This window comes from Roseovarius sp. D0-M9 (genome assembly GCF_037083805.1).
Classification (GTDB): domain Bacteria; phylum Pseudomonadota; class Alphaproteobacteria; order Rhodobacterales; family Rhodobacteraceae; genus Roseovarius.
Map to the genome: position 1 here is coordinate 18424 of NZ_JBAPKZ010000032.1, position 20452 is coordinate 38875.

Below are 20452 nucleotides of genomic sequence, written 5' to 3' on the forward strand. Positions count from 1 at the left end.
GGGTTTATCCTTTTCTTACCAATGGGATCAGACTTCCACCAACACCAGCATTAGCCTCCATCATAATCCCGTTAAGCCCGTTTTGGGACTGGGATATTTGCAATGGTTTCCAAACCACCAGGTTTTTCTGAATTTTGCGGATGTTTGGGTGCTACTCGTTGGTGTGGTCAGTGCTCAATGCGTCAGTATATGCGCGTTCAATCCGTGTCGTTTCATCGTCGGTCAATGCCATGAACTCATTGGCTCTGGCACGACGCGACAGGATGCCACCGTTTTGCTGGAGGAAGCGGAACAACAAATCAATGGTGCGGTCAGGCATATCAACAATGGCTTCAACCTGGCTGCGGAATGCATCGTAATTTCGAAGGAAGGTCGTCTCAAACGGCAGGTCTTCTTCGATTGTCTTTTGGACGCATGAATAGAGGAATTCTGCTTGTGGGGTTGCGTCAAAGAAGCGGTAGAAATCGCCTGTGTCATTCAAGACCCGAACGTTGAATTTCTCCGTCGGCTCCCATTCGATCAGCGGCAGTAGCCGTGCTGAATAACTCTCAAGGACCGTTCTGTACTCATCGATACGCTCATAGATCGCGGCAGACACCGGGAAGACCACGCCTGGTGGGTTGAAGCCGCGCTCCGCCAGAACATGGTGAATCAAGTAGCGGTGCAGTCGGCCATTACCGTCTTCAAACGGATGTATGTAGACAAAACCGAATGCGAGGATTGCAGCGGACACGATCGGGTCAGAGTGCCGAGACGCGCCTTGATCAAACGCGATCATCCCATCAGTCAGGGGCGCAAGATCTTCATGCCGGGCACTTATGTGATCGGGCAACGGCATCCTTGTTTCGCGGTCATGCTCGCCAACAAAACCACCCTCATCGCGGAAACCCAGCTTGATGAACCGAGCATCACCTATGACGATCCGCTGTAGTCGTAGCAGCTCATCGCGGTCGAGCGGTTGACGACCAGCTTCGCCGATTGCACGGCCCCATCGCTGAATTCGGTCTTGTGGTGGACGCTCCCCTTCGATCGCGTAGCTGGAACGAGAGTCTTTGAGTAGAAGGAAAGCGGCCGTGCGCGCAAGCAAGTCTCGGGGCACGTCTGCGATGACCGCGCGGGCACGACCGGCCAGGTCCATCGCGATGAATTCTTCGAGAACTTGCGTGCGGAAGACCAGCGGGCAAAAATCTCTGGTTCCCGGCAGGTTGTTTTTCACGCGGTATCGGGGCGCGTTTTTACCTTCCGTCGCAAACTGCTGCTCGGGATCAACGACAGGCACGTAGCGACCGCCCTCTGCATCTGGCAAATTCAATCGGCTGTCTGTCAGCCATTCATACAGAAACCAGATACGCCTTGCGTAGCTTCCGGTCGGTTTGTTGCGAACGATCTCAGCGATGGCGTCGGGTCCGGTGGCCGCGAACAGCCTCGTGAGGGCGGCCAGGTCAAGCCCTTCGTACTTGAGCGCGAACGTGAGGTGACCATCGAGGTCCGGACTTGGGGCGTGGCGCGGCGTCAAGATGCGCCACGCATCGTCCTCAATGACCCGGTGATGGTTCCCTGTTGCCGAAAGTTTGCGGGGCAGGGGCACAGATAATCTGTAGGAGTCGATCAGTGCGCCGTAGCCTGCCAAGGTGGCAGGCTCCGGAAGACGACGTTCCTGAAAAACGGTCCTCTGGCCTGAAAAATATACCTTTCGGTCGGATGGCATGAATACCGTTCCCTTGGCGTGATTGTTCGTTGGAGAGATGAGCCTCCATGAAATTTGTTCCTAGCACATGAAAAGTATGCCTGAAAAGGAACTTTCTGTGAAAAATAGGCAGATCTCACGGAGCAGATGTGTATCCAACTTCATTGGCGATAGCACCCTATGGCGCTCTCAGTCGGAAGGTGGTCTGGGATTCGATGCCTTCGGAAATTGTCTGGACCGTTTTATAGCGCGTGTGGAACCCCTCCAAAGATGGGGCGCAAACGGGAAAACTCTTCAACCGTTGCGTTAGTCGTTGCAATGATGACCGGGCAAAATAGTGTGGTTCGGAGAGGGTTCCTAATAATGTCTTCAGGAGCGTCTGATCTACCGCTTCGGCCGCGCCGATTTCGGAGCAAACGCGCTTTGATTTTGCAGGTGAGTCCCGATGTTGCGCTCGGAGTGCCAGAATAGGCAGCCCTGAGGCGCCCAACCCCTGATTTCGGGCAGACTCCGCCTCATGCCATCAGCTTTCGTCGGACGAGGAACAGGTTGCCAAGGGCGAACAGCGTGAACAGCTGCGCGCGGGTCTTCGCAAGACCCCGATAGCGGGTCTTGATGTAACCGAACTGGCGCTTGAGCACGCGGAAGGGATGCTCGACCCGTGCCCGCACCTTGGCGATGATCCGGTTGATGTCTTCGTCGATGGGATGAAGCGCGCCGCCTTTCGGCGCCTTGCGCATGACGCCCCAGAACTTATCTGGACCAGAGAACACGGCCTCCCGCGTGGCGCTGACATAGCCCTTGTCCGCCCAGATCGACGTTTCATCACCGTGCAGCAGTTCGTCCCAGACCTGGCTGTCGTGTGTCTTGGCCGTGGTGGTGTCCAAGCTATGCACGATCCCGCTCTGCGCATCGACACCGACATGCGCCTTCATGCCAAAATACCAGTCGTTGCCCTTCTTCGTGGACGACATCTCGGGATCGCGCGCCTTGGCTTCGTTCTTGGTCGAAGACGGCGCGTCGATGATCGTGGCGTCCACCAACGTGCCCGAGCACAGCGTGATGCCCTGGTCCGCGAGATGGCCACTCACCTCAGCAAACAGCTTCTCGGTCAGCTGGTGCTTCTCCAGCAGGTGACGGAAGTTGAGAATGGTCGTCTCGTCTGGGATCCGGTCGTCGCCGAGTTCGATCCCGGCGAACCGGCGCATAGCGTCGCTATCATACAGCATCTCCTCCGCCATCGGGTCACTGAGCGCATACNTCGTCTGGGATCCGGTCGTCGCCGAGTTCGATCCCGGCGAACCGGCGCATAGCGTCGCTATCATACAGCATCTCCTCCGCCATCGGGTCACTGAGCGCATACCATTGCTGCAAGAAATACACTCGAAGCATCGTCTGCAACGGCATGGGCGGACGTCCACCCTTCGGTCCGACCCTCGGGTAGTGCGGCGCGATCATCGTCAGCAATCGTGCCCATGGCACCACCGAATCCATCTCGCCGAGGAACTTCTCCCGGCGCGTCTGCTTCTTCTTCATCGCATGGCGGAGACCGGGAAAGGCGGGCTGCTTGGGCATAACGGGGCATCCTTTATCGTCCCACCCAGTCTATCCCACCCCGCTCAGAGTGCGAGGTTTTTCAGATGTTCCTTCAATACTCAAGTTTTTCCGAATTACATTCTTTCTCGTCCTGTACTTCTTCTTGTGCATGGTCGTGGTGACCACAATGCTTCAGGGCTGGCCGGTTGGCGCCCAGATGCTGTTTGCGTTTGGTGTCCCCGTTATTCTGGTCTGGTGGCAGGAAAAGAGGCGGTCCCGGAAGGTCGCTGCAAAGGCGCAAGCCGAGGCAAGTTCCGAAACCCGAACATCCCGACCTGAGCCGGTAGCGCGCCCAAGTGCCTACGACAAACGTATCGAGCGTGAGCACGAACGAACTCGCGAAGCCAACGCTTCCAAAGCACCGGCTGCCGTTCAGGCCTATTCCCCACCAAAGCAGGACTACGACGAGATCGTTCGCGCTGGAAAGTCTGCGGCGCCAGTTCTTGCGGTGGCCGCTGAACGAAACCAACCCTTGCGCGCTGTATCGAGCACATCGGCCCGATCAACGAAAAGCGGGTGGGTCCCGTATGGCGAAACGGCAAGCGTGGCCCACCGTAACATCGGCGGGATGGTCTATGTCGGCACGCCTCCCTTACTGAACATCCACGGGTGAACCGCAACGGGCTGGTCGTGCAGGCAGAGCTGACCCACGCCGATGGGCATGGCGAGCACAAGGCGGCGCTCGAGATGATCAATCGCCACTCACCTGGCTCGACCCGGCGCCTGACACTCGAGGCCGACAAAGGATATGACAGCGCCGACTCTGTCGCCGCGCTCAGGCGTATGGTCGTGACACCACACGTAGCACAGAAAGCCCGGCACTCCGCCATCGACGCCACTTCAAACACGCGCAATCCGTTCAGGGGCAGGTCGGGTCGAGATCGGACAATTGGCCGCAAACCGCGATCATTAACATCAGCTTAAATTAACCCTTACAAAACAGGAGCAGTCCACAAATGAATTCGCATCCCCTTACATCTCAACGCCGATCTGCGCCTTGATCCCGTCGCGAAAAGGATGCTTAACCAGCGTCATTTCGGTCACCAAATCTGCGGCTTCAATCAATTCCGGCTTGGCGTTGCGGCCGGTAAGGCAGACATGGGTCATGCGCGGCTTTTTATGTAGCAGGAACTCGACCACGTCGTCGATATCCAGATAATCGTAGCGCAGAGCAATGTTGATCTCGTCCAACATGACGAAGCAAATCTCGGGGTCGAGTATCTGCTCTTGGGCGATTTTCCAGCCGCTCTGCGCGGCGGCGATATCGCGCTCACGATCTTGCGTCTCCCATGTAAAACCCTCGCCCGAGACAAAAAAACGGCACTCGTCGGCAAAGCGCTCTCGCAGGAATGTTTTTTCGCCCGTTTCCCAATTGCCTTTGATGAACTGGACGACGGCGCAGGGCATGTGATGCGCGATGCAGCGCATGATCATCCCAAATCCCGACGAGGATTTACCCTTGCCTGCGCCGGTATGGACCATGATCAGGCCTTTTTCCTCGGTCTTACCCTCCATCATCCTGTCGCGTGCAGCCTTGATTTTACGCATCTTTTCCGCGTGACGTTCATTATGGTCCTCTGTCATGGGATGGCTCCTTGATCTTGACAGGCAGGCGAGATTCGGCGACACCTAAACTTCTTGTTGGTGCCTGTGTAAACAGGTGAAAAGGGAATGTGCAGCCGTGTTTTGGCACGGTCAAGTGCAGCCGCCCCCGCGACCGTGACCGGAGAGGCCGATCAGCGCCACTGGCAACCGCCGGGAAGGCAGATCTGCTGCAGGGCCCTACGCCCCATATCCGCAAGCCGGGAGACCTGCCAGCACGTAACGACGTAACCGGACGGGGTGCTCCGGTGTCGGGGATGCCCTGCCTGTGCAGGAACACCTCGCCACCTTTTACCGCGTCCCATGTAAATGGGGCCGAGGGCTATGAAAGATCAGGCTGAGGTTGAAACGCCGCACCTCCCGACCGAATTGCTGGTTTGCGTGAAGTGCAGGCGGGGACACGAGATCTCCAACGAGGAACGCAGGCCAGGAAAAGTGCTGTTTGACACGCTGGGTGCAATGGACTTGCCGGGCGGGCTGCGCGTAACCGCGGTGGAGTGCTTGTCGAACTGCAGTCAGGGCTGCACGGTTGCTCTACGCGGCGCGGGCCGCTGGACCTATATTTATGGCAATCTCGACGAGGAGTCGCAGGCCGAGACGATCTTAGAAATCGCCGCGCAATACAATGCCACCGCTGACGGGCTGGTCCCTTGGCGCCAGCGCCCCGAACACATCAAGCGCAACTGCGTTGCGCGTATTCCCCCACTGGAGATCTAAAATGTCGGACCTTGCGAAACTTCCCGTTACCGTCATCACTGGCTTCCTCGGTTCGGGCAAGACGACACTGGTTCGCCAGCTGATGCAAAATCCGGGCGGCAAGCGCCTTGCCGTGATTGTCAATGAATTTGGCGATGTGGGCGTCGATGGCGACATACTGAAAAGCTGCGCGATCCCCGATTGCCCCGCTGAAAATATCATGGAGCTTGCCAACGGCTGCATTTGCTGCACCGTGGCCGATGATTTCATCCCAACCATCGAAGCGCTTATGGCGCTCGATCCCCGCCCCGATCACATCCTGATCGAGACGTCCGGTCTGGCGCTACCCAAGCCGCTGCTCAAGGCGTTCGACTGGCCCGATATCCGCTCGAAGATCACCGTTGATGGCGTGATCGCACTGGCAGATGCCGAGGCCGTGGCCGCAGGCCGGTTTGCACCCGACGTGGCGCGAGTGGATGCGCAACGTCTTGCCGATGACAGCATCGACCATGAGACACCTCTGTCGGAAGTGTTCGAAGATCAGATTTCCTGCGCCGACATCATCCTTTTGACCAAGCCAGATCTTGCCGGTTCTGAGGGCGTTGCCCGCGCCAAAGAGGTGATCGGCGCCGCATCCCCACGTGCGATTCCAGTGATGGAGGTTGCCGAAGGTATGATTGATCCGCGTATCATACTGGGGCTCGAGGCCGCTGCCGAGGATGATACCGACGCGCGCCCATCGCATCATGACGGGGCTGACGATCACGAGCATGACGACTTCGAAAGCATCGTCGTGGATATCCCCGAATTGACCGACCCCACAGACCTCGTCCGTGCCATCGAAGGGTTGGCACGCGATCACAACATCCTGCGCATCAAGGGGTATGCCGCCGTTTCCGGCAAGCCGATGCGTCTCTTGGTGCAGGCCGTGGGTGCTCGGGTGCGCCACCAATTTGATCGGCCGTGGACGGCAGGCGAGGCCCGTCATGGCCGACTGGTCGTTATCGCCGAACATGAGAACATTGACCGGGATGTGATCCATGCCGCATTAGGGGCAGCGCGCGCCGAGGCCGCCGAGTAAACCGATGCATGTCGTCTTTCGCGAAAGCCATGGTCTGGAAGAGACCGAGACGCCGATGGATCTGGGGCAGGATCCCGCCGATCTTGTCGTGCTGTCCTTGTCCGACTCGGACTTGGGTGCTTTCGCGGAAGGCTGGCATCGCGGTGGCGGCCCTGACGGGCGGCTGCCCTCGCTGCGGCTTGCCAATATCGTCGCACTGAAACACCCGCTATCGGTCGACACCTATGTTGAGCAGACGCTGAACGGGGCGAAGGGCATCCTCATCCGGCTTATCGGCGGCGTGCCTTATTGGCCCTATGGTTTGCAGCATATCCGCGCCTTGGCACAGCAAAAGGGTATCGCTCTGGCCGTTTTGCCCGCCGACGGTCGCCCGGATGCACGGCTGGACGAGATGTCGACCGTGCCCACCTCAACCCTGAGGCGGCTGACGCATCTCTGCGACACCGGCGGGGTGGTGGCGGCGCAGGCGGCACTGGCGCAGCTGGCGCTCGCCGCTGGATTGTATGCCGGGCCGGTGCGCGGCGCAAAATCGCTGCCCAGTGTCGGCGCATGGACGCCTGAAGAGGGGGCCTGTTGCCCGGTTTTGGCCCGAGGAAGCGCTGCCGCTCTCGCGGGCAAGCCGCGCGTCCTGCTGGTCTTTTACCGCTCATATCTGGTTGCCGCCGATCTTGCCCCCATCACAGGGCTCTTTGAGGCTTTTGGAGTGCGGGGCTTTGATGTTGTCGCACTTTTCGTGCCCTCGCTCAAGGCGCCGGAGGTCGCAGTCTGGCTGCGCCGTCAGGTTGCGGCCCTTGCCCCTGCTGCCATCGTCAACGCAACCGCATTTTCGGGCAAGGGCGAGAGCGGCACGTCGCCACTTGATACGGGGGAGGTGCCGGTTTTTCAGGTCACACTGGCCACTTCGACGCGCAAAGCATGGGCTGCGGCTGAGCGGGGTCTGTCGCCAGCGGATCTGGCGATGCACGTTGTTTTACCCGAAGTCGATGGGCGCATCATGGGGGGCGTCGCAAGCTTCAAGGATCCAGGCAAAAAGGACCTGCATCTGCAATACTCCCGCTTTGCTCACCGCGCCGATGCAGGCCGGATCGAGGCGATTGTAGATCGCGTGCAGGGTTGGATCCGCTTGGCCGGGACACCAGTCGCCACGCGCCGCGTGGCGCTGGTGCTGTCGACCTATCCCGGCAAGGATTGGAACATGGGCCACGCCGTCGGCTTGGATGCGCCGGAATCCGCCGCGGCAATCCTCAGCGATCTGGGCACAGCCGGATATGATATCGGAGCGGGTAACGCGCGCCTGCAAGATGCGCTTTTGGCGCGTGGCACGGCGTGGCCGCTGGAGGAATACAAAGCTGCATTGAGCAGGCTGCCGCAGGAATTGCAGGACGCATTGGCGCAGGTTTGGGGCCCGCCCGAGGATGATCCGGACGCCCGCGATGGCGCGTTTCATTTCGCCGCCATTCCGCGCGGCATGGCGTGGATCGCGCTGCAGCCTGAACGCGACACCGCCAAAGGTCGCGAGGCCAGCTATCATGATCTCACACGCACGCCGCGTCATGCATATGTCGCGTTCTATCTCTGGCTGCAATCGCGGACGGATGCGCTGGTGCATATCGGTGCGCATGGAACGCTGGAGTGGCTGCCGGGCAAATCAGTCGCGCTGTCAGACACCTGCTGGCCCGAGGTTTTGACCGGAGCGCTGCCCGTGATCTACCCCTTTATTGTCAACGATCCAGGCGAGGCGGCGCAAGCCAAGCGGCGCATCGGCGCGGTAACGCTGGGCCACATTCCACCTCCCTTGCGCGCCAGCGGCACACCTGAGCGACTGGCCCGGCTAGAGGCGCTCTTGGATGAATTCTCTAACGCGGATGGCCTTGATCCGCGTCGCCGCGATCGTTTGCAGATCGATATCCGGGACGAGGCGCAGGCGCAGGGCGTCGAAGAGGATCTGGGCTTGGATCGCGCGGGATGCGGCGCCGAGGCGATCACGCGTATTGATCGTTTCGTCTGTGATATCAAAGAAAGCCAGTTTGGTGAGGGACTGCATATTTGGGGCCGCGCGCCACGCGGCGGCGCGCCTTTCGCGACCGGGCAGTCGGTGGCGAGCGAGCGGCAGTCGCTGCTGGATGCGCTGGATGGGCGCCGAATTGCGGCCGGGCCGTCAGGCTCACCCTACCGCGGGCGGCGCGATGTATTGCCGACGGGCCGCAACCTTTTCACGACCGATCCTCGGGCAGTGCCGACGCGTGCGGCCTATGCGCAGGGCGTGCGCCTCGCCGATGAGGTGATCCGGCGCCATTTGCAAGACGACGGCGATTGGCCGCGGGGTATTGTTGTCGATTTGTGGGGGTCGGCCACGATCCGCACAGCGGGCGAAGATTTTGCCATGGCGTTGAACCTATTGGGCGTTCGGCCCATCTGGGATGCAGGGTCCGAGCGCGTGTCGGGCATCGAGGTGTTGCCGCTGACTGAATTGCACCGTCCGCGCATCGACGTTACCTTGCGGGTCTCCGGGCTGTTTCGTGACATATTCCCGACCCTTTCGGCGCTCTTTTCGCAGGCCGTGCGCGTGCTCGCCGCGCGCGAGGAAACAGTAGAGTGGAATCCCTATGTTGGACGCGAGGATCTGGCCCGCGTCTATGGGCCCGCTCCGGGGCAATTTGGCCTCGGCATGGGCGCCGCACTGGATGATTACAGTGCGGTTGGCCGCGAGAAGGCGGGGCTTGCTTGGCTGAACGCCAGCTCCTGGGCGCTGGACGGCGAGGAGGCAGTCAAGGACGCGGAAGGCATCCGCACCCGCGTGGCGCGCGCCGACGGTTTCGTCCATGCGCAGGACCTGCCCGAGACAGATCTTTTATTGGCGGGCGATTATGCCGGGCATGAGGCCGGATTTGCCGCCGCTCAGGTCGTGACGGGTGGCAGCGCCGCGCTCTACCATCTGGACAACACCGACCCCGAGCGCCCCCGGGCGCGCGGTCTGGTTGAGGAAATCGCGCGCGTAGTGCGCGCCCGAGCCGCCAATCGTGGTTGGATCGAGGGGATGAAACAGCATGGCTTTCGCGGTGCCGCCGAGATTGCGGAAACGCTTGAGCATCTGGCTAGCTTTGCGCATCTGGCGGGCGCTGTGCCGCCGCATCTGTTCGATCTTTATCACGATGCAACGCTGGGCGACCCTGAAACCGATGGTTTTTTGGAGGATGCGAACCCCGAGGCGTATCGCGCGATGCAGGCGCGGTTTGCCGCGCTGCTGGACGCAGGATTGTGGCAAACGCGGCGCAATTCGGTGACGGCCAGCCTCGTGGGGCACGCGTGAGCGCGCCCATGGTCAAGGGCTGGTGCCCCGGTGCCTTCCGCCCGATGATGGCCGCCGATGGGCTCGTGGTGCGCGTCCGGCCGCGTTTGGCACGGCTGAGCGTGCCCGAGGCGCTGGGTCTTTGCGATCTGGCCGAGCAGTTCGGCCATGGCTATCTGGACTTGACGAACCGGGCAAATGTGCAAATTCGGGGCGTATCCGAGCGCGATCACGACGCTCTTTTTCAGTCTCTTTCCGCGCTTGGCCTTCTGGATGTGAACCCGGCGCTGGAAGAACGGCGCAACATCCTGATGACGCCGTTCGGGCAGAACGGGGACGCATCGCATCGCATCGCCCAAGAGTTGCTGGCGCGATTGGGTGAATTGCCGGAACTGCCCGCCAAGGTCGGTTATGCCGTTGATTGCGGCGTGGCGCCGACTCTGACGAGCAGCAGTGCAGACATTCGGATCGAGCGCGGCGTGCATGGTCTTATCCTGCGCGCGGATGGCTCCGCAAAGGGCCGTCTTGTCAGCGAGGCGGATGCGATTGATGCTTTGTTGGAGATGGCCAGTTGGCTTGCCGCACGCATCACGCCGGCACGACGCCGGATGGTCCGCGTTCTGGCCGAGGTGTCGCTTCCGCCCAAGTGGTGCAACGCTCGCAGTCTTGCCCCCGCCGCGCCGCCGCGTATTGGCGCGCAGCAGGGCGGCGCACTGATCGGTGCTGCCTTTGGCCATGTCGATGCTGCTGCGCTGCGGCAGTTGATCGCGGAACAGAGCCTGCCTGCCATCCGCATCACGCCGTGGCGGATGCTCTATCTGGAGGGCGGTTCGATGCCGGACACGCCCGCCTTCGTGACAAACCCGGCCGATCCGCTGATGCGCGTCGATGCCTGCCCCGGTGCGCCTTTTTGCACATCGGCAAGTGTTGAGACCCGCCACCTTGCGCGCGAGCTGGCGCCGCATATGAGCGGCACGCTGCATGTCTCAGGCTGCGCCAAGGGCTGCGCGCGCCAGCGTTCGGCAGATGTGACTCTGATTGGCCGAAATGGACACTTTGACATCGTGCGCGGCGGGGGCGTAGAGGATAGTCCAGAGCAAATCGGGCAAAGCCCCGAAGACATCCTAGCTGGAGCGATCTGAACCCGATGAGCTACACCTACGAGACGAACGGGGCCGCGATCTATGAGCAATCCTTTGCGATGATACGCGCCGAGGCCGATCTCGCGCGCTTCAGCGCCGATGAAGAGCCGATAACGGTACGTATGATTCACGCTGCTGGTATGGTCGGGCTGGAGGCTCATGTGCATATGTCGCCGGATTTCGCTTCCGCCGCTCGCGCCGCACTGGCCGCTGGCGCTCCCGTTCTGTGCGATGCGCATATGGTCAGCGAGGGGGTGACGCGCGCTCGTCTGCCCATCGGTAATGACGTGATCTGCACCCTGCGCGATCCAGCGGTTGCCGGGCTGGCCACACAGATGTCCAACACTCGCTCAGCCGCTGCGCTGGAGCTGTGGAGGCCCCATCTGGCCGGTGCGCTTGTCGCCATCGGCAACGCGCCGACGGCGCTCTTCCACCTTCTGAACATGCTGGAGGATCCGGCCTGTCCCCGCCCCGCTGCGATCATTGGTTGCCCTGTCGGCTTTGTCGGCGCGCGCGAGAGCAAGGATGCACTTTGGGCCGATCAGCCGGTGCCCTGCTGCATCGTCAAGGGCCGGCTGGGCGGTAGCGCGATCACCGTCGCTGCGATCAATGCTATCGCGAGCCGCGCGGAATGAGAGGCACGGACACTTCCATTGGGACGATCCGAGGCGTCGGACTTGGCCCCGGTGACGCCGATCTTATGAGCGTGCGTGCGCATCGAATGCTAAGTGGCGCGCGCCACGTTGCCTATTTCCGCAAGGAGGGCCGCGCGGGCAGGGCGCGCGGCATCGTCGAGGGGCTATTGCGTCCGGATGCGATTGAATTTGCGATGGAATATCCCGTGACCACCGAGATTGCCCTGAGTGATCCGGGCTATAACGCCGCGCTTTCAGCCTTTTACGCGAATTGCACCGCGCATCTGCAGGGCCTGGCAGAAGCTGGTGAGGACGTGGTCGTCCTGTGCGAAGGCGATCCATTTTTCTACGGCTCATTCATGCACCTCTATATGCGGCTCAAGGATGTGGTGCCGGTGCAGGTGGTGCCAGCAATCACCGGCATGTCGGCGGCATGGACGGCGACGGGTCAGCCCATCACGTGGGGCGACGATGTGCTGAGCGTGCTGATGGCAACGCTGCCCGAGGCGGATTTGTCGCGCCATATAGAGGCCGCTGATGCGTTGGTTATCATGAAGATCGGGCGCAACATCGAAAAGGTGCGCCGGGCCCTGCGCAACGCTGGCAAATACGATGCGGCATGGCTGGTCGAATATGCCAGCATGGAGGGCCAGAGTGTGCTGCGTCTTGCCGAGGCGGAGGGGCGCGTCACACCTTATTTTTCGATCGTGCTGGTCCATGGACAGGGCCGCCGGCCATGACAGGATCTTTGATCATTGCGGGCCTCGGGCCGGGTGCAGGCGATCTGGTGACGCCGCAAGCAAGCGATGCCCTGGCGCGTGCAACCGATGTGGTCGGCTATATTCCCTATGTTGCGCGGGTCGCGCCGCGTCCAGGCCTGACGCTGCATCCCAGTGATAACCGGGTCGAATTGGACCGCGCGCGCCATGCGCTCGAAATGGCCGCAGAAGGGCGCCGCGTCGTCGTCGTGTCCTCGGGCGATCCGGGCGTCTTTGCCATGGCTGCCGCCATCTTCGAGGCGGTGGAGGCAGGGCCGCCCGCGTGGCGCGCGCTCGAGATTGATGTGTTCCCTGGCATTACAGCGATGCTGGCCGCCGCTGCGCGTGTGGGCGCGCCGTTGGGCCATGATTTTTGCGCCATCAACCTCAGCGATAATCTGAAGCCTTGGGGTCTCATCGAAAAACGTCTGCGCCTTGCCGTCGAGGCGGATTTTGCCATGGCATTTTACAATCCCCGATCCAAAGCGCGGCCCGAAGGGTTTGCCTGCACTTTGGAGGTGCTGCGCGAGGCTTGCGGCGATGCGCGGCCCATCATATTTGCCCACGCCGTGTCGACAGCCGAAGAGGCGATCCACATCGTGCCACTGCCCGATGCGCGCGCCGATATGGCCGATATGCGCACTATAGTTCTTGTCGGCAATTCGACAACGAGGTTGATCGAACGTGAGGGCAGGCCCTTTGTCTATACGCCCCGAGCGGTCCCGGAATGATTGAGCCAATCAAGCACCTCCCGTGGGGTCTGCGCCGCGCGCCGCGCCGGCTGCGCCGGGCGGTCTATCATGATGACGGGCAGGCCCAATTGGCGCGCGGCAGCCAGCTTTGCAAATGCGCCCGCGCCGCCGGAATTTTTAGAGACGACCAGTTCGATCCGATGCGCCTGCATCAGCGCAAGATCGCCCGAGGTTGTGAAGGGTCCGCGATCCTGAACAATCTGGCAGCTCGGAAAAGGCAGCGCGGCATCTGGCGCGTCGATCAGGCGCAGCAAGTAGAAATGCTGCAGGTTTGGCGCGAACTCAGCCAGATGCATCCGGCCCACGGCCAGCATGACTCGCGAAGCGGGACGGTCCAGCGCCGCGACCGCGCCCGCAATATCCGGCACGTGCGTCCACTTGTCGCCCGGCCCGGCGCACCACGGCGCACGGCTCAGCGCGATCAGTGGCACATCTGCCTCGGCGCAGGCGAGAACAGCATTGGCGCTCATCTCGGCGGCAAAGGGATGAGTTGCGTCAATGACATGGCTGATATGGTGATCCTTGAGGTAGCGCAGCAGCCCCTCGACGCCGCCGAATCCGCCGACGCGCTGTGGCAACGGTTGGCGAACGGGGCGCGACACGCGGCCGGCAAAGGATATGGTACCGCGAAGGCCTGCCTCGCTCAGTGCGAGACACAGCGCCGTTGCCTCGGTCGTGCCGCCCAGTACGAGGGGGTTTGGGTTCATGTCTGAGGCTCCTGAGGCTCAGTGGTTGACCATCGTCGGAATTGGTGAAGATGCGCCGGATGGCCTGCCGCCCGCAAGCCTTGCCGCGCTTGGCGCGGCGGAAATTGTGATGGGTGCGCCGCGTCATCTTGCGCTTTTGCCGTCAGTTGAGGCCGAGCTTGTGACATGGCCGGTGCCTTTCGCGGACGGAATCGAAACGCTGCTGAAGTATCGCGGGCGACGCACCGTAGCGCTGGCCTCGGGTGATCCATTCTGGTTTGGCGCAGGAACCAGCATAACGCGGCAGATCGTTGCCGGGGAGTGGACGGCCATTCCGGTCCCTTCCATCTTTTCGCAGGTGGCGGCGCGGATGGGCTGGCCGCTGGAGCAAACCAGCTGCCTTGGCCTTCACGCAGCGCCCCTTGGCCGCTTGCGACCGGCACTGGCGCAGGGCGCGCGGCTGATCGTGCTCTTGCGCGATGGCGCAGCAGTTTCGGCGCTCGCGGAGTATCTGGCGAGCACCGGGTTCGGCGCCTCGCGGCTCAATATCTTTGAGGCGGTGGGTGGGCCCCGCGCACGACATAGCTTGGCGACTGCGGATACCCTGTCATCCGCCCAGTTTTCCCATCCCGTCTGCGCCGCAATCGAAGTTTCGGGCTGCCCCGCACTGCCGCTGGCTGGTGGCAGGCCTGATGCGTGGTTCGAAAGCGACGGCCAAATGACCAAGCGGCCCATCCGCGCGTTAACCCTGTCGGCGCTGGCCCCCCAAGTGGGCGAACATTTGTGGGATATCGGAGGTGGATCGGGCTCCATCGCGGTCGAGTGGCTACTCGCGCACCCCAGCCTTGCCGCCACATCCATAGAGCCACGTGCAGATCGCGCTGTGCGCATTGCCGAAAACGCGGCACGGCTGGGCGTGGACCGGCTGCGCGTTGTGCAGAATGCGGCGCCGGACGCATTGACGGATTTGCCGCGCCCCGAGGCGGTGTTCATCGGTGGCGGGCTTTCGACGGACCTCCTGGGCTGGCTGGGTGCGCATCTGGCAGCCGGCACACGCATTGTTGCCAATGCGGTCACACTGGAAAGTGAGGCGGTTCTTATTGCCGCACAGGCGCGTCACGGCGGCGATCTGATGCGTATCGAGTTGGCGCAGGCCGCGCCCATCGGCGCGCGGACGGGCTGGAAATCCAGCTATCCGGTCGTCCAATGGAGCGCGATTCTTTGATCGTCGCGGGCTTTGGATATCGCCGCGACGCCAGCGCCGACAGTCTGCGCGCGGCCCTTGCCGCTTGCGGGCGTGCGCCGCATCGTCTTGCGACGGTAGCGGGTAAGGATTGCAGCATCGCACTGCGCGAGCTTGCGGAAGAGCTTGGTCTGGACATTGTCGCCATCCCGAAAAGCCAACTTGTCTCGGAGCAGACAGCGACGCAATCGCCCGCTGCCAGTCGCACTTACGGAACCGGCAGCGTGGCCGAGGCCGCAGCTTTGGCGGCGGCTGGCCCCGGTGCACGGCTGATTATCGCGCGCCAGATTTCACCCGACCGCATGGCCACCTGCGCCATGGCTGAAGGAGACAGAGTATGACCATTCATTTTATTGGCGCGGGCCCCGGCGCGCCGGACCTTTTGACGCTGCGGGGGCGCGATCTGATCGCGTCCTGCCCGGTCTGTCTTTATGCAGGATCCTTGGTGCCGACCCAGATCCTTGGCCATTGCCCAGCAGGCACGCGTATCGTGAACACGGCGGCGATGGATCTGGACGCCATCATCGGTGAGATGCAGCGCGCCCATGAGGCCGGGCAGGATGTCGCGCGGCTGCATTCAGGGGATCTATCCGTCTGGTCCGCAATGGGTGAGCAGATTCGCCGGTTGCGCAGCCTCGATATTCCGTTGACGGTCACGCCCGGCGTGCCCTCCTTTGCCGCCGCTGCTGCCGCTCTGGGGACCGAGCTGACCCTGCCGGGGTTGGCCCAATCGGTGGTCCTGACGCGCACGCCGGGGCGCGCCTCGTCAATGCCGAGCGGCGAGACGCTGGCCAATTTTGCCGCAACGGGCGCGACGCTGGCAATCCATCTGTCGATCCAAAACCTTGATCACGTGACCGCCAGCTTAACGCCCGCCTATGGCGCCGACTGCCCTGTCGCCATCGTGTTCCGGGCCTCATGGCCAGACGAGCGCATCATTCGCGGCACGATGCGCGATATCGCCGGGCGGCTGGATGCGGGCATCACGCGCACAGCACTGATCCTTGTTGGTCCGGCGCTTGGCGGTGAGGGCTTTGCCGAGAGCTGCCTTTACGCAAAGGATTACGACCGGCGCTACAGGCCGCAAAGTGCCGAAAGCCAATGGGCCGAGTGGAGTGAAGGTGATGATTGATGCCCCCGGATTGATGATTTCGGCGCCCGCTTCGGGCACCGGCAAGACGACGGTGATGCTGGGCCTATTGCGCTCTCTGGCAGATGACGGAATCCGGGTGCAGCCGTTCAAATCGGGTCCCGATTACATCGACCCCGCCTTTCATCTGGCCGCCTCCGGGCGCGCGTCCTTCAACCTCGATACATGGGCGATGGGCGATGGCCTGCTGGATGCCATCGCGGCACAAGCAGCCGGGGCCGAGATTTGTATCGGCGAAGGTTCCATGGGTCTTTATGACGGGGTCGCCACGCGCGGTCAGTCTGGCTTTGGCACCAGCGCCGAGACGGCGGCGCGCATGGGCTGGCCCGTGGTGCTTGTGCTCGATGTCAGCGGTCAGGCGCAATCGGCGGCCGCGGCGGCGCTGGGATTCAAGATGTATAATCCCGATCTGCCTTTTGCAGGCGTTATCCTGAACCGCGTCGCGTCACCTCGGCACGAGCGTCTGACCCGTATGGGTATGGAAAAGGCCGGTCTGACTGTGCTAGGTGCGCTGCCGCGGCGCGGCGATCTTGCCCTGCCCGAGCGGCATCTCGGGCTCATTCAGGCGGTCGAACATCCCGATCTGGCCAGGGCCATCGCGGGCTATGCGACGTTCTTGCGCGACAATGTCGATCTGACGGCGATCAAGGCGGCGGCGCGGGGAAGGGCGATCCCGCAAAGCGACGCCTTGCTCCCGCCTCCTGCGCAGCGCATTGCACTGGCGAGTGATGCGGCGTTCTCATTCACCTATCCGCATCTGATCGAGGGCTGGCGCGCGGCCGGAGCCGAGGTACTGCCTTTCTCGCCGCTTGCCGACGAGACGCCGGATCCGACTGCGGATCTCGTCTGGCTGCCGGGTGGATACCCAGAATTGCACGCAGGCACATTGGCCGCCGCCGACACGTTTCGCAGCGCCCTGCGCCGCCACGCTGAAACGCGGCCTGTCCATGGTGAATGCGGCGGCTACATGGCGTTGGGCGAGGCGTTGATCGACAAGGACGGCGCGCGCCATCAGATGGCGGGTCTTCTGGGCCTCGTCACCAGCTACGAGAAACGCAAGTTCCACCTTGGCTATCGGCAGGCGACGCTGAGTGCGCCCTTGCCTGGCCATGCGCCCGGCGCACGGCTGAGGGGGCACGAGTATCACTATTCCACCATTCTGGAGCAGCCCGACGCGCCGCTGGCCGCCGTCGCAGATGCTGATGGAAATTCTGTTCCAGAAACAGGATCCCGTCGCGGTCGTGTTTCGGGCACGTTCTTCCACCTCATCACGGCGGAGGCGCCATGACGGGTTTTGTCAGCTTCGTCGGCGCGGGGCCGGGCGATCCGCAATTGTTGACACTGAAGGCGGTGGACCGCCTAAAACGCGCCGATGCGGTGCTCTTCGACGACTTATCGTCTGGGCCGGTCCTTAGTCACGCCCGGACGGGTGCGGATCTTGTGGGGGTGGGCAAGCGCGCCGGGCGGGCATCGCCGCGCCAGCACCATGTCAGCCGGCTTTTGGTGGAATACGCGCAGATCGACCAGCGCGTCGTACGTCTGAAGTCGGGCGATAGCGGCCTGTTCGGGCGGCTAGAAGAGGAGCTGATCGCACTGCGAGAGGCAGGCATTCCGTATGAGATCATACCGGGCGTACCCTCGGCCATCGCCGCCGCTGCCGCAGCCGGCATCCCGCTAACCCGGCGGCTGACCGCCCGGCGCGTGCAATTCGTAACCGGCCATGACGCGAGCGGCCAGCTTCCCGAGGATATTAACCTTCTCGCTCTAGCCGACCCCACCGCGTCAACAGTTGTTTTCATGGGCAAACGGACTTTTCCAAAGTTGCTGGAGGCGCTTTTCTCAAATGGCCTACCGCCCAATACATCCGCCCTTCTGGCTGAGGATGTCAGCGGGCCAAACCAGCGCCTGACTCGTCTGAGCGTTGCCGAGCTGGCCGCGCATCTGAGCGGGGAGATGAGTGATGCTCCAGCGCTGATCCTCTATGGCCCGCTCGCCGATTCAGGCCCTTTTTAACCTTTGCAGGACGCCAGCAATTCCCGTAGCGTTCACCCACGGTGCCACATCCTGTGGCTTTGAATGGGAATCGGGTGGAAAACCCGGACTGCCCCCGCAACTGTAAGCGGCGAGCGCAATGGCGATGCCACTGGCCGAAAGGCTGGGAAGGGCCAAAGCGCGCCGAGCCGCGAGTCAGGAAACCTGCCGTGAAGCCGAAGGCGCCCGCGCCTTCATTTTCTGAAAACGTCGCCGGAGGGGCGACATCCTGAGGACAACATATAATGCATATTGAACCCGGCGTTGTTGATGGCGCAAAAATGGTATTCGGCTATGGAACCGCGCTTGCCGCCGCAGGCTATAGTGTAAAGCTGATCGTAGACGATCTGCGGCATCACAATCCGGTCTCCTTCGTGGCCCGCACCGTTCTGGCGATTGTTGGCGTTTTTATCTTTTTCGAGTTGATGCCGCATTTTGCAGTTGGGGTTTCGGAGGTCCATTTCATTCTTGGAACGACGCTGTTCCTGCTGCTGGGCGCGGGGCCCGCCGCAATCGGACTGGGGGGCAGTCTGCTGTTGCAAGGCATGTTCTTTGCGCCGAGCGACATGCCAATGTATTTCGTCAATGTTACAACGCTGCTGGTGCCGCTTTTTGCCGTCGACGCACTGGCACGGCGCGTCATCCCGCAAGACCGAGCTTATGTCGATCTGGCTTATGAGGATGTCTTCAAGCTGTCAGTCGTCTATCAAGGCGGTGTGGTGACATGGGTCGCTTTCTGGGCAATCTATGGCCAAGGCGTCGGCGCCGAGAACATGACTTCGGTCCTGACCTTCGGTGCAGCCTACATGCTGGTTGTCATCGTCGAGCCGATCGCAGATCTGGCGGTTTTGGCCGGCGCCAAAGCCTTGCGCGGCAGTGGTACCAAGGGGCTGCTGACAAACCGGCTCTATCACGCGGCCTGAGCGCTGAAATTCCTTGCCGGGCCACGCCAGGGGCCCGGCGCTTGAATGGCAGGGCAGACAGGACGTGGTTCAGGAACTTTCGTTGATCGGTATCGGAACCGGGAGTCCGGCGCATGTAACGCTAGAAGGCGTGCAGGCGCTACGAGATGCGACCGTGATACTGCTACCCTGCAAGGGTGCTGGAAAGAATGATTTGGCTGAAATCCGGCATGGCATTATAGCGGCCAGCGGCACTGATGCGCGCGTTGTCACCTTCGAATATCCCGTGCGTGACGAAGCCCTGCCCTATCTAACGCGCGTTGATGTGTGGCATAATGAGATCGCAGCGCGTTGGCAGGCGGTTCTCGACGCAGAATGGCAGAGCGGGCCCGTGGCACTCCTGGTCTGGGGAGATCCCTCCCTATATGACAGTACGATACGCATCGCCCGTCGGTTGTTACCCGCGCCAGCGATCCGCGTGGTACCTGGCATTACCGCTATTCAAGCGCTTGCTGCGGCACATGCGATCCCGCTCAACACGGTGAACGGTCCTGTCGAGGTCACTACGGGCCGACGCCTGCGTGATTTGGGGTGGCCGGGCATGGCAGAGACCGTGGCGGTAATGTTGGACGGCGAGTGCAGCTTTCAGCACCTTGATCCGCGTGGTATCGACATTTGGTGGGGTGCATTTTTGGCCATGCCCGAGCAGATCCTGCGCCGTGGGAGCCTCGGCGAAGTTGCGAACGATATCATCGCTATCCGTAAAGCCGCCCGGGCCAAACATGGTTGGATAATGGACACCTATATTCTTCACAAAGACACATGAGCAGGCCACCGTGAACCTGTCGCGCAGCGAACCGAGCATCAGCTTCGAACAGGCCGAGCCTGAGGTTCAGGTTTCTTCCACAGGCGAGCCGCAGGTGAATTGGTCGCAAGCGGGTGAACCTACCGTCCGGTTCCAAGACGCGAGCGGCGAAGGCAACCAGCAAGCGGCCACCGAAGCAAACACACAGACTGGGACGCAAGGGCTGGTGGCAGGAAGACGCCCTGAAACATGTGACAGGACATGAATTCAAACCCTCGATCGAAGGTGATGCTGCGCCGTGCCTCCGTCGGCAGGGGCGACATCTCATTGATCAGACCGTTCATCAGCGGGCGCGACTTGCGGTCATTGTTACGCAACAGGACCGTATATCGGGTCT

The 20452-nt window shown here is 61.9% G+C and carries 18 protein-coding genes, 3 pseudogenes and 2 riboswitches; of the genes and pseudogenes, 16 read left to right on the forward strand and 5 right to left on the reverse strand.

Annotated elements, in window-relative coordinates; genetic code table 11:
* Window positions 1–151 precede the first annotated feature (151 nt).
* On the reverse strand, window positions 152–1708 hold the full coding sequence (locus V8352_RS17245) for a Fic family protein (RefSeq protein WP_336425544.1): 1557 nt from the start codon (window positions 1706–1708) through the stop codon (window positions 152–154).
* 494 nt (window positions 1709–2202) lie between these two features.
* Window positions 2203–3223 (reverse strand): annotated as a pseudogene (locus V8352_RS17250) (IS5 family transposase).
* Window positions 3224–3311: 88 nt separating this feature from the next.
* Here V8352_RS17250 and V8352_RS17255 point away from each other — a divergent pair.
* Window positions 3312–3896, forward strand: coding sequence for a hypothetical protein (locus V8352_RS17255; protein ID WP_336425545.1), 585 nt, complete (start codon window positions 3312–3314; stop codon window positions 3894–3896).
* Window positions 3896–4207 (forward strand): annotated as a pseudogene (locus V8352_RS17260) (hypothetical protein); the annotation flags it as partial. The gene V8352_RS17255 and the pseudogene V8352_RS17260, both read left to right, overlap by 1 nt.
* 48 nt (window positions 4208–4255) lie before the next feature.
* Here the strand turns inward: V8352_RS17260 and cobO are convergent.
* Complete coding sequence (gene cobO, locus V8352_RS17265) at window positions 4256–4867, reverse strand: cob(I)yrinic acid a,c-diamide adenosyltransferase (protein WP_336425546.1); 612 nt, start codon at window positions 4865–4867, stop codon at window positions 4256–4258.
* Between the two features lie 41 nt (window positions 4868–4908).
* Window positions 4909–5116: riboswitch (cobalamin riboswitch) on the forward strand.
* 93 nt (window positions 5117–5209) lie between these two features.
* On the opposite strand from cobO, the gene V8352_RS17270 reads away from it, so the two are divergent.
* From V8352_RS17270 to cobJ, 7 genes are read left to right on the forward strand one after another with little or no spacing between them, the layout of a single operon-like run.
* Window positions 5210–5602 carry a DUF1636 domain-containing protein gene (locus V8352_RS17270; protein WP_336425547.1) on the forward strand — a complete coding sequence of 131 codons (393 nt, stop codon included), beginning with the start codon at window positions 5210–5212 and terminating at the stop codon, window positions 5600–5602.
* 1 nt (window position 5603) lies between these two features.
* Window positions 5604–6662 (forward strand): cobalamin biosynthesis protein CobW, encoded by a 1059-nt coding sequence (gene cobW / locus V8352_RS17275; protein WP_336425548.1) that lies wholly within the window; start codon window positions 5604–5606, stop codon window positions 6660–6662.
* A 4-nt stretch (window positions 6663–6666) separates the two neighbouring features.
* Window positions 6667–9972: a cobaltochelatase subunit CobN gene (gene cobN, locus V8352_RS17280; RefSeq protein WP_336425549.1), complete on the forward strand. Its 3306-nt coding sequence runs from the start codon at window positions 6667–6669 to the stop codon at window positions 9970–9972.
* Window positions 9969–11093 carry a cobalamin biosynthesis protein CobG gene (locus V8352_RS17285; RefSeq protein ID WP_336425550.1) on the forward strand — a complete coding sequence of 375 codons (1125 nt, stop codon included), beginning with the start codon at window positions 9969–9971 and terminating at the stop codon, window positions 11091–11093. Before cobN ends, V8352_RS17285 begins: the two co-directional genes overlap by 4 nt.
* A gap of 5 nt (window positions 11094–11098) precedes the next feature.
* Window positions 11099–11728, forward strand: coding sequence for a precorrin-8X methylmutase (locus V8352_RS17290; protein ID WP_336425551.1), 630 nt, complete (start codon window positions 11099–11101; stop codon window positions 11726–11728).
* Window positions 11725–12468, forward strand: a complete 744-nt coding sequence (cobI, locus tag V8352_RS17295; protein ID WP_336425552.1) for a precorrin-2 C(20)-methyltransferase — start codon at window positions 11725–11727, stop codon at window positions 12466–12468. The genes V8352_RS17290 and cobI overlap by 4 nt, the downstream gene beginning before the upstream one ends.
* The gene (cobJ, locus tag V8352_RS17300) at window positions 12465–13217 is read left to right on the forward strand and encodes a precorrin-3B C(17)-methyltransferase (RefSeq protein ID WP_336425553.1); all 753 of its coding nucleotides are present in this window, start codon (window positions 12465–12467) and stop codon (window positions 13215–13217) included. The genes cobI and cobJ overlap by 4 nt, the downstream gene beginning before the upstream one ends.
* Here cobJ and V8352_RS17305 read toward each other — a convergent pair.
* Window positions 13190–13945 carry a cobalt-precorrin-6A reductase gene (locus tag V8352_RS17305; RefSeq protein WP_336425554.1) on the reverse strand — a complete coding sequence of 252 codons (756 nt, stop codon included), beginning with the start codon at window positions 13943–13945 and terminating at the stop codon, window positions 13190–13192. The genes cobJ and V8352_RS17305 overlap by 28 nt on opposite strands.
* On the opposite strand from V8352_RS17305, the gene cbiE reads away from it, so the two are divergent.
* The 7 genes from cbiE to cobF all read left to right on the forward strand — a co-directional run bounded on the left by cbiE (window position 13944) and on the right by cobF (window position 20076).
* Complete coding sequence (gene cbiE / locus V8352_RS17310; protein WP_336425555.1) at window positions 13944–15149, forward strand: precorrin-6y C5,15-methyltransferase (decarboxylating) subunit CbiE; 1206 nt, start codon at window positions 13944–13946, stop codon at window positions 15147–15149. The genes V8352_RS17305 and cbiE overlap by 2 nt on opposite strands.
* Window positions 15131–15508, forward strand: coding sequence for a cobalamin biosynthesis protein (locus V8352_RS17315; protein ID WP_336425556.1), 378 nt, complete (start codon window positions 15131–15133; stop codon window positions 15506–15508). The genes cbiE and V8352_RS17315 overlap by 19 nt, the downstream gene beginning before the upstream one ends.
* Entirely contained in the window at window positions 15505–16299 is a 795-nt protein-coding gene (gene cobM / locus V8352_RS17320) for a precorrin-4 C(11)-methyltransferase (RefSeq protein ID WP_336425557.1), read from the forward strand. The genes V8352_RS17315 and cobM overlap by 4 nt, the downstream gene beginning before the upstream one ends.
* On the forward strand, window positions 16292–17605 hold the full coding sequence (locus tag V8352_RS17325) for a cobyrinate a,c-diamide synthase (protein ID WP_336425558.1): 1314 nt from the start codon (window positions 16292–16294) through the stop codon (window positions 17603–17605). The genes cobM and V8352_RS17325 overlap by 8 nt, the downstream gene beginning before the upstream one ends.
* Window positions 17602–18330 (forward strand): uroporphyrinogen-III C-methyltransferase, encoded by a 729-nt coding sequence (cobA, locus tag V8352_RS17330; protein ID WP_336425559.1) that lies wholly within the window; start codon window positions 17602–17604, stop codon window positions 18328–18330. The genes V8352_RS17325 and cobA overlap by 4 nt, the downstream gene beginning before the upstream one ends.
* A gap of 22 nt (window positions 18331–18352) precedes the next feature.
* Window positions 18353–18535: riboswitch (cobalamin riboswitch) on the forward strand.
* 58 nt (window positions 18536–18593) lie between these two features.
* On the forward strand, window positions 18594–19271 hold the full coding sequence (locus V8352_RS17335) for an energy-coupling factor ABC transporter permease (protein WP_336425560.1): 678 nt from the start codon (window positions 18594–18596) through the stop codon (window positions 19269–19271).
* Between the two features lie 64 nt (window positions 19272–19335).
* Window positions 19336–20076, forward strand: coding sequence for a precorrin-6A synthase (deacetylating) (cobF, locus tag V8352_RS17340; protein WP_336425561.1), 741 nt, complete (start codon window positions 19336–19338; stop codon window positions 20074–20076).
* A 236-nt stretch (window positions 20077–20312) separates the two neighbouring features.
* Here cobF and V8352_RS22015 read toward each other — a convergent pair.
* Window positions 20313–20452: pseudogene (locus tag V8352_RS22015) on the reverse strand (IS30 family transposase); the annotation flags it as partial.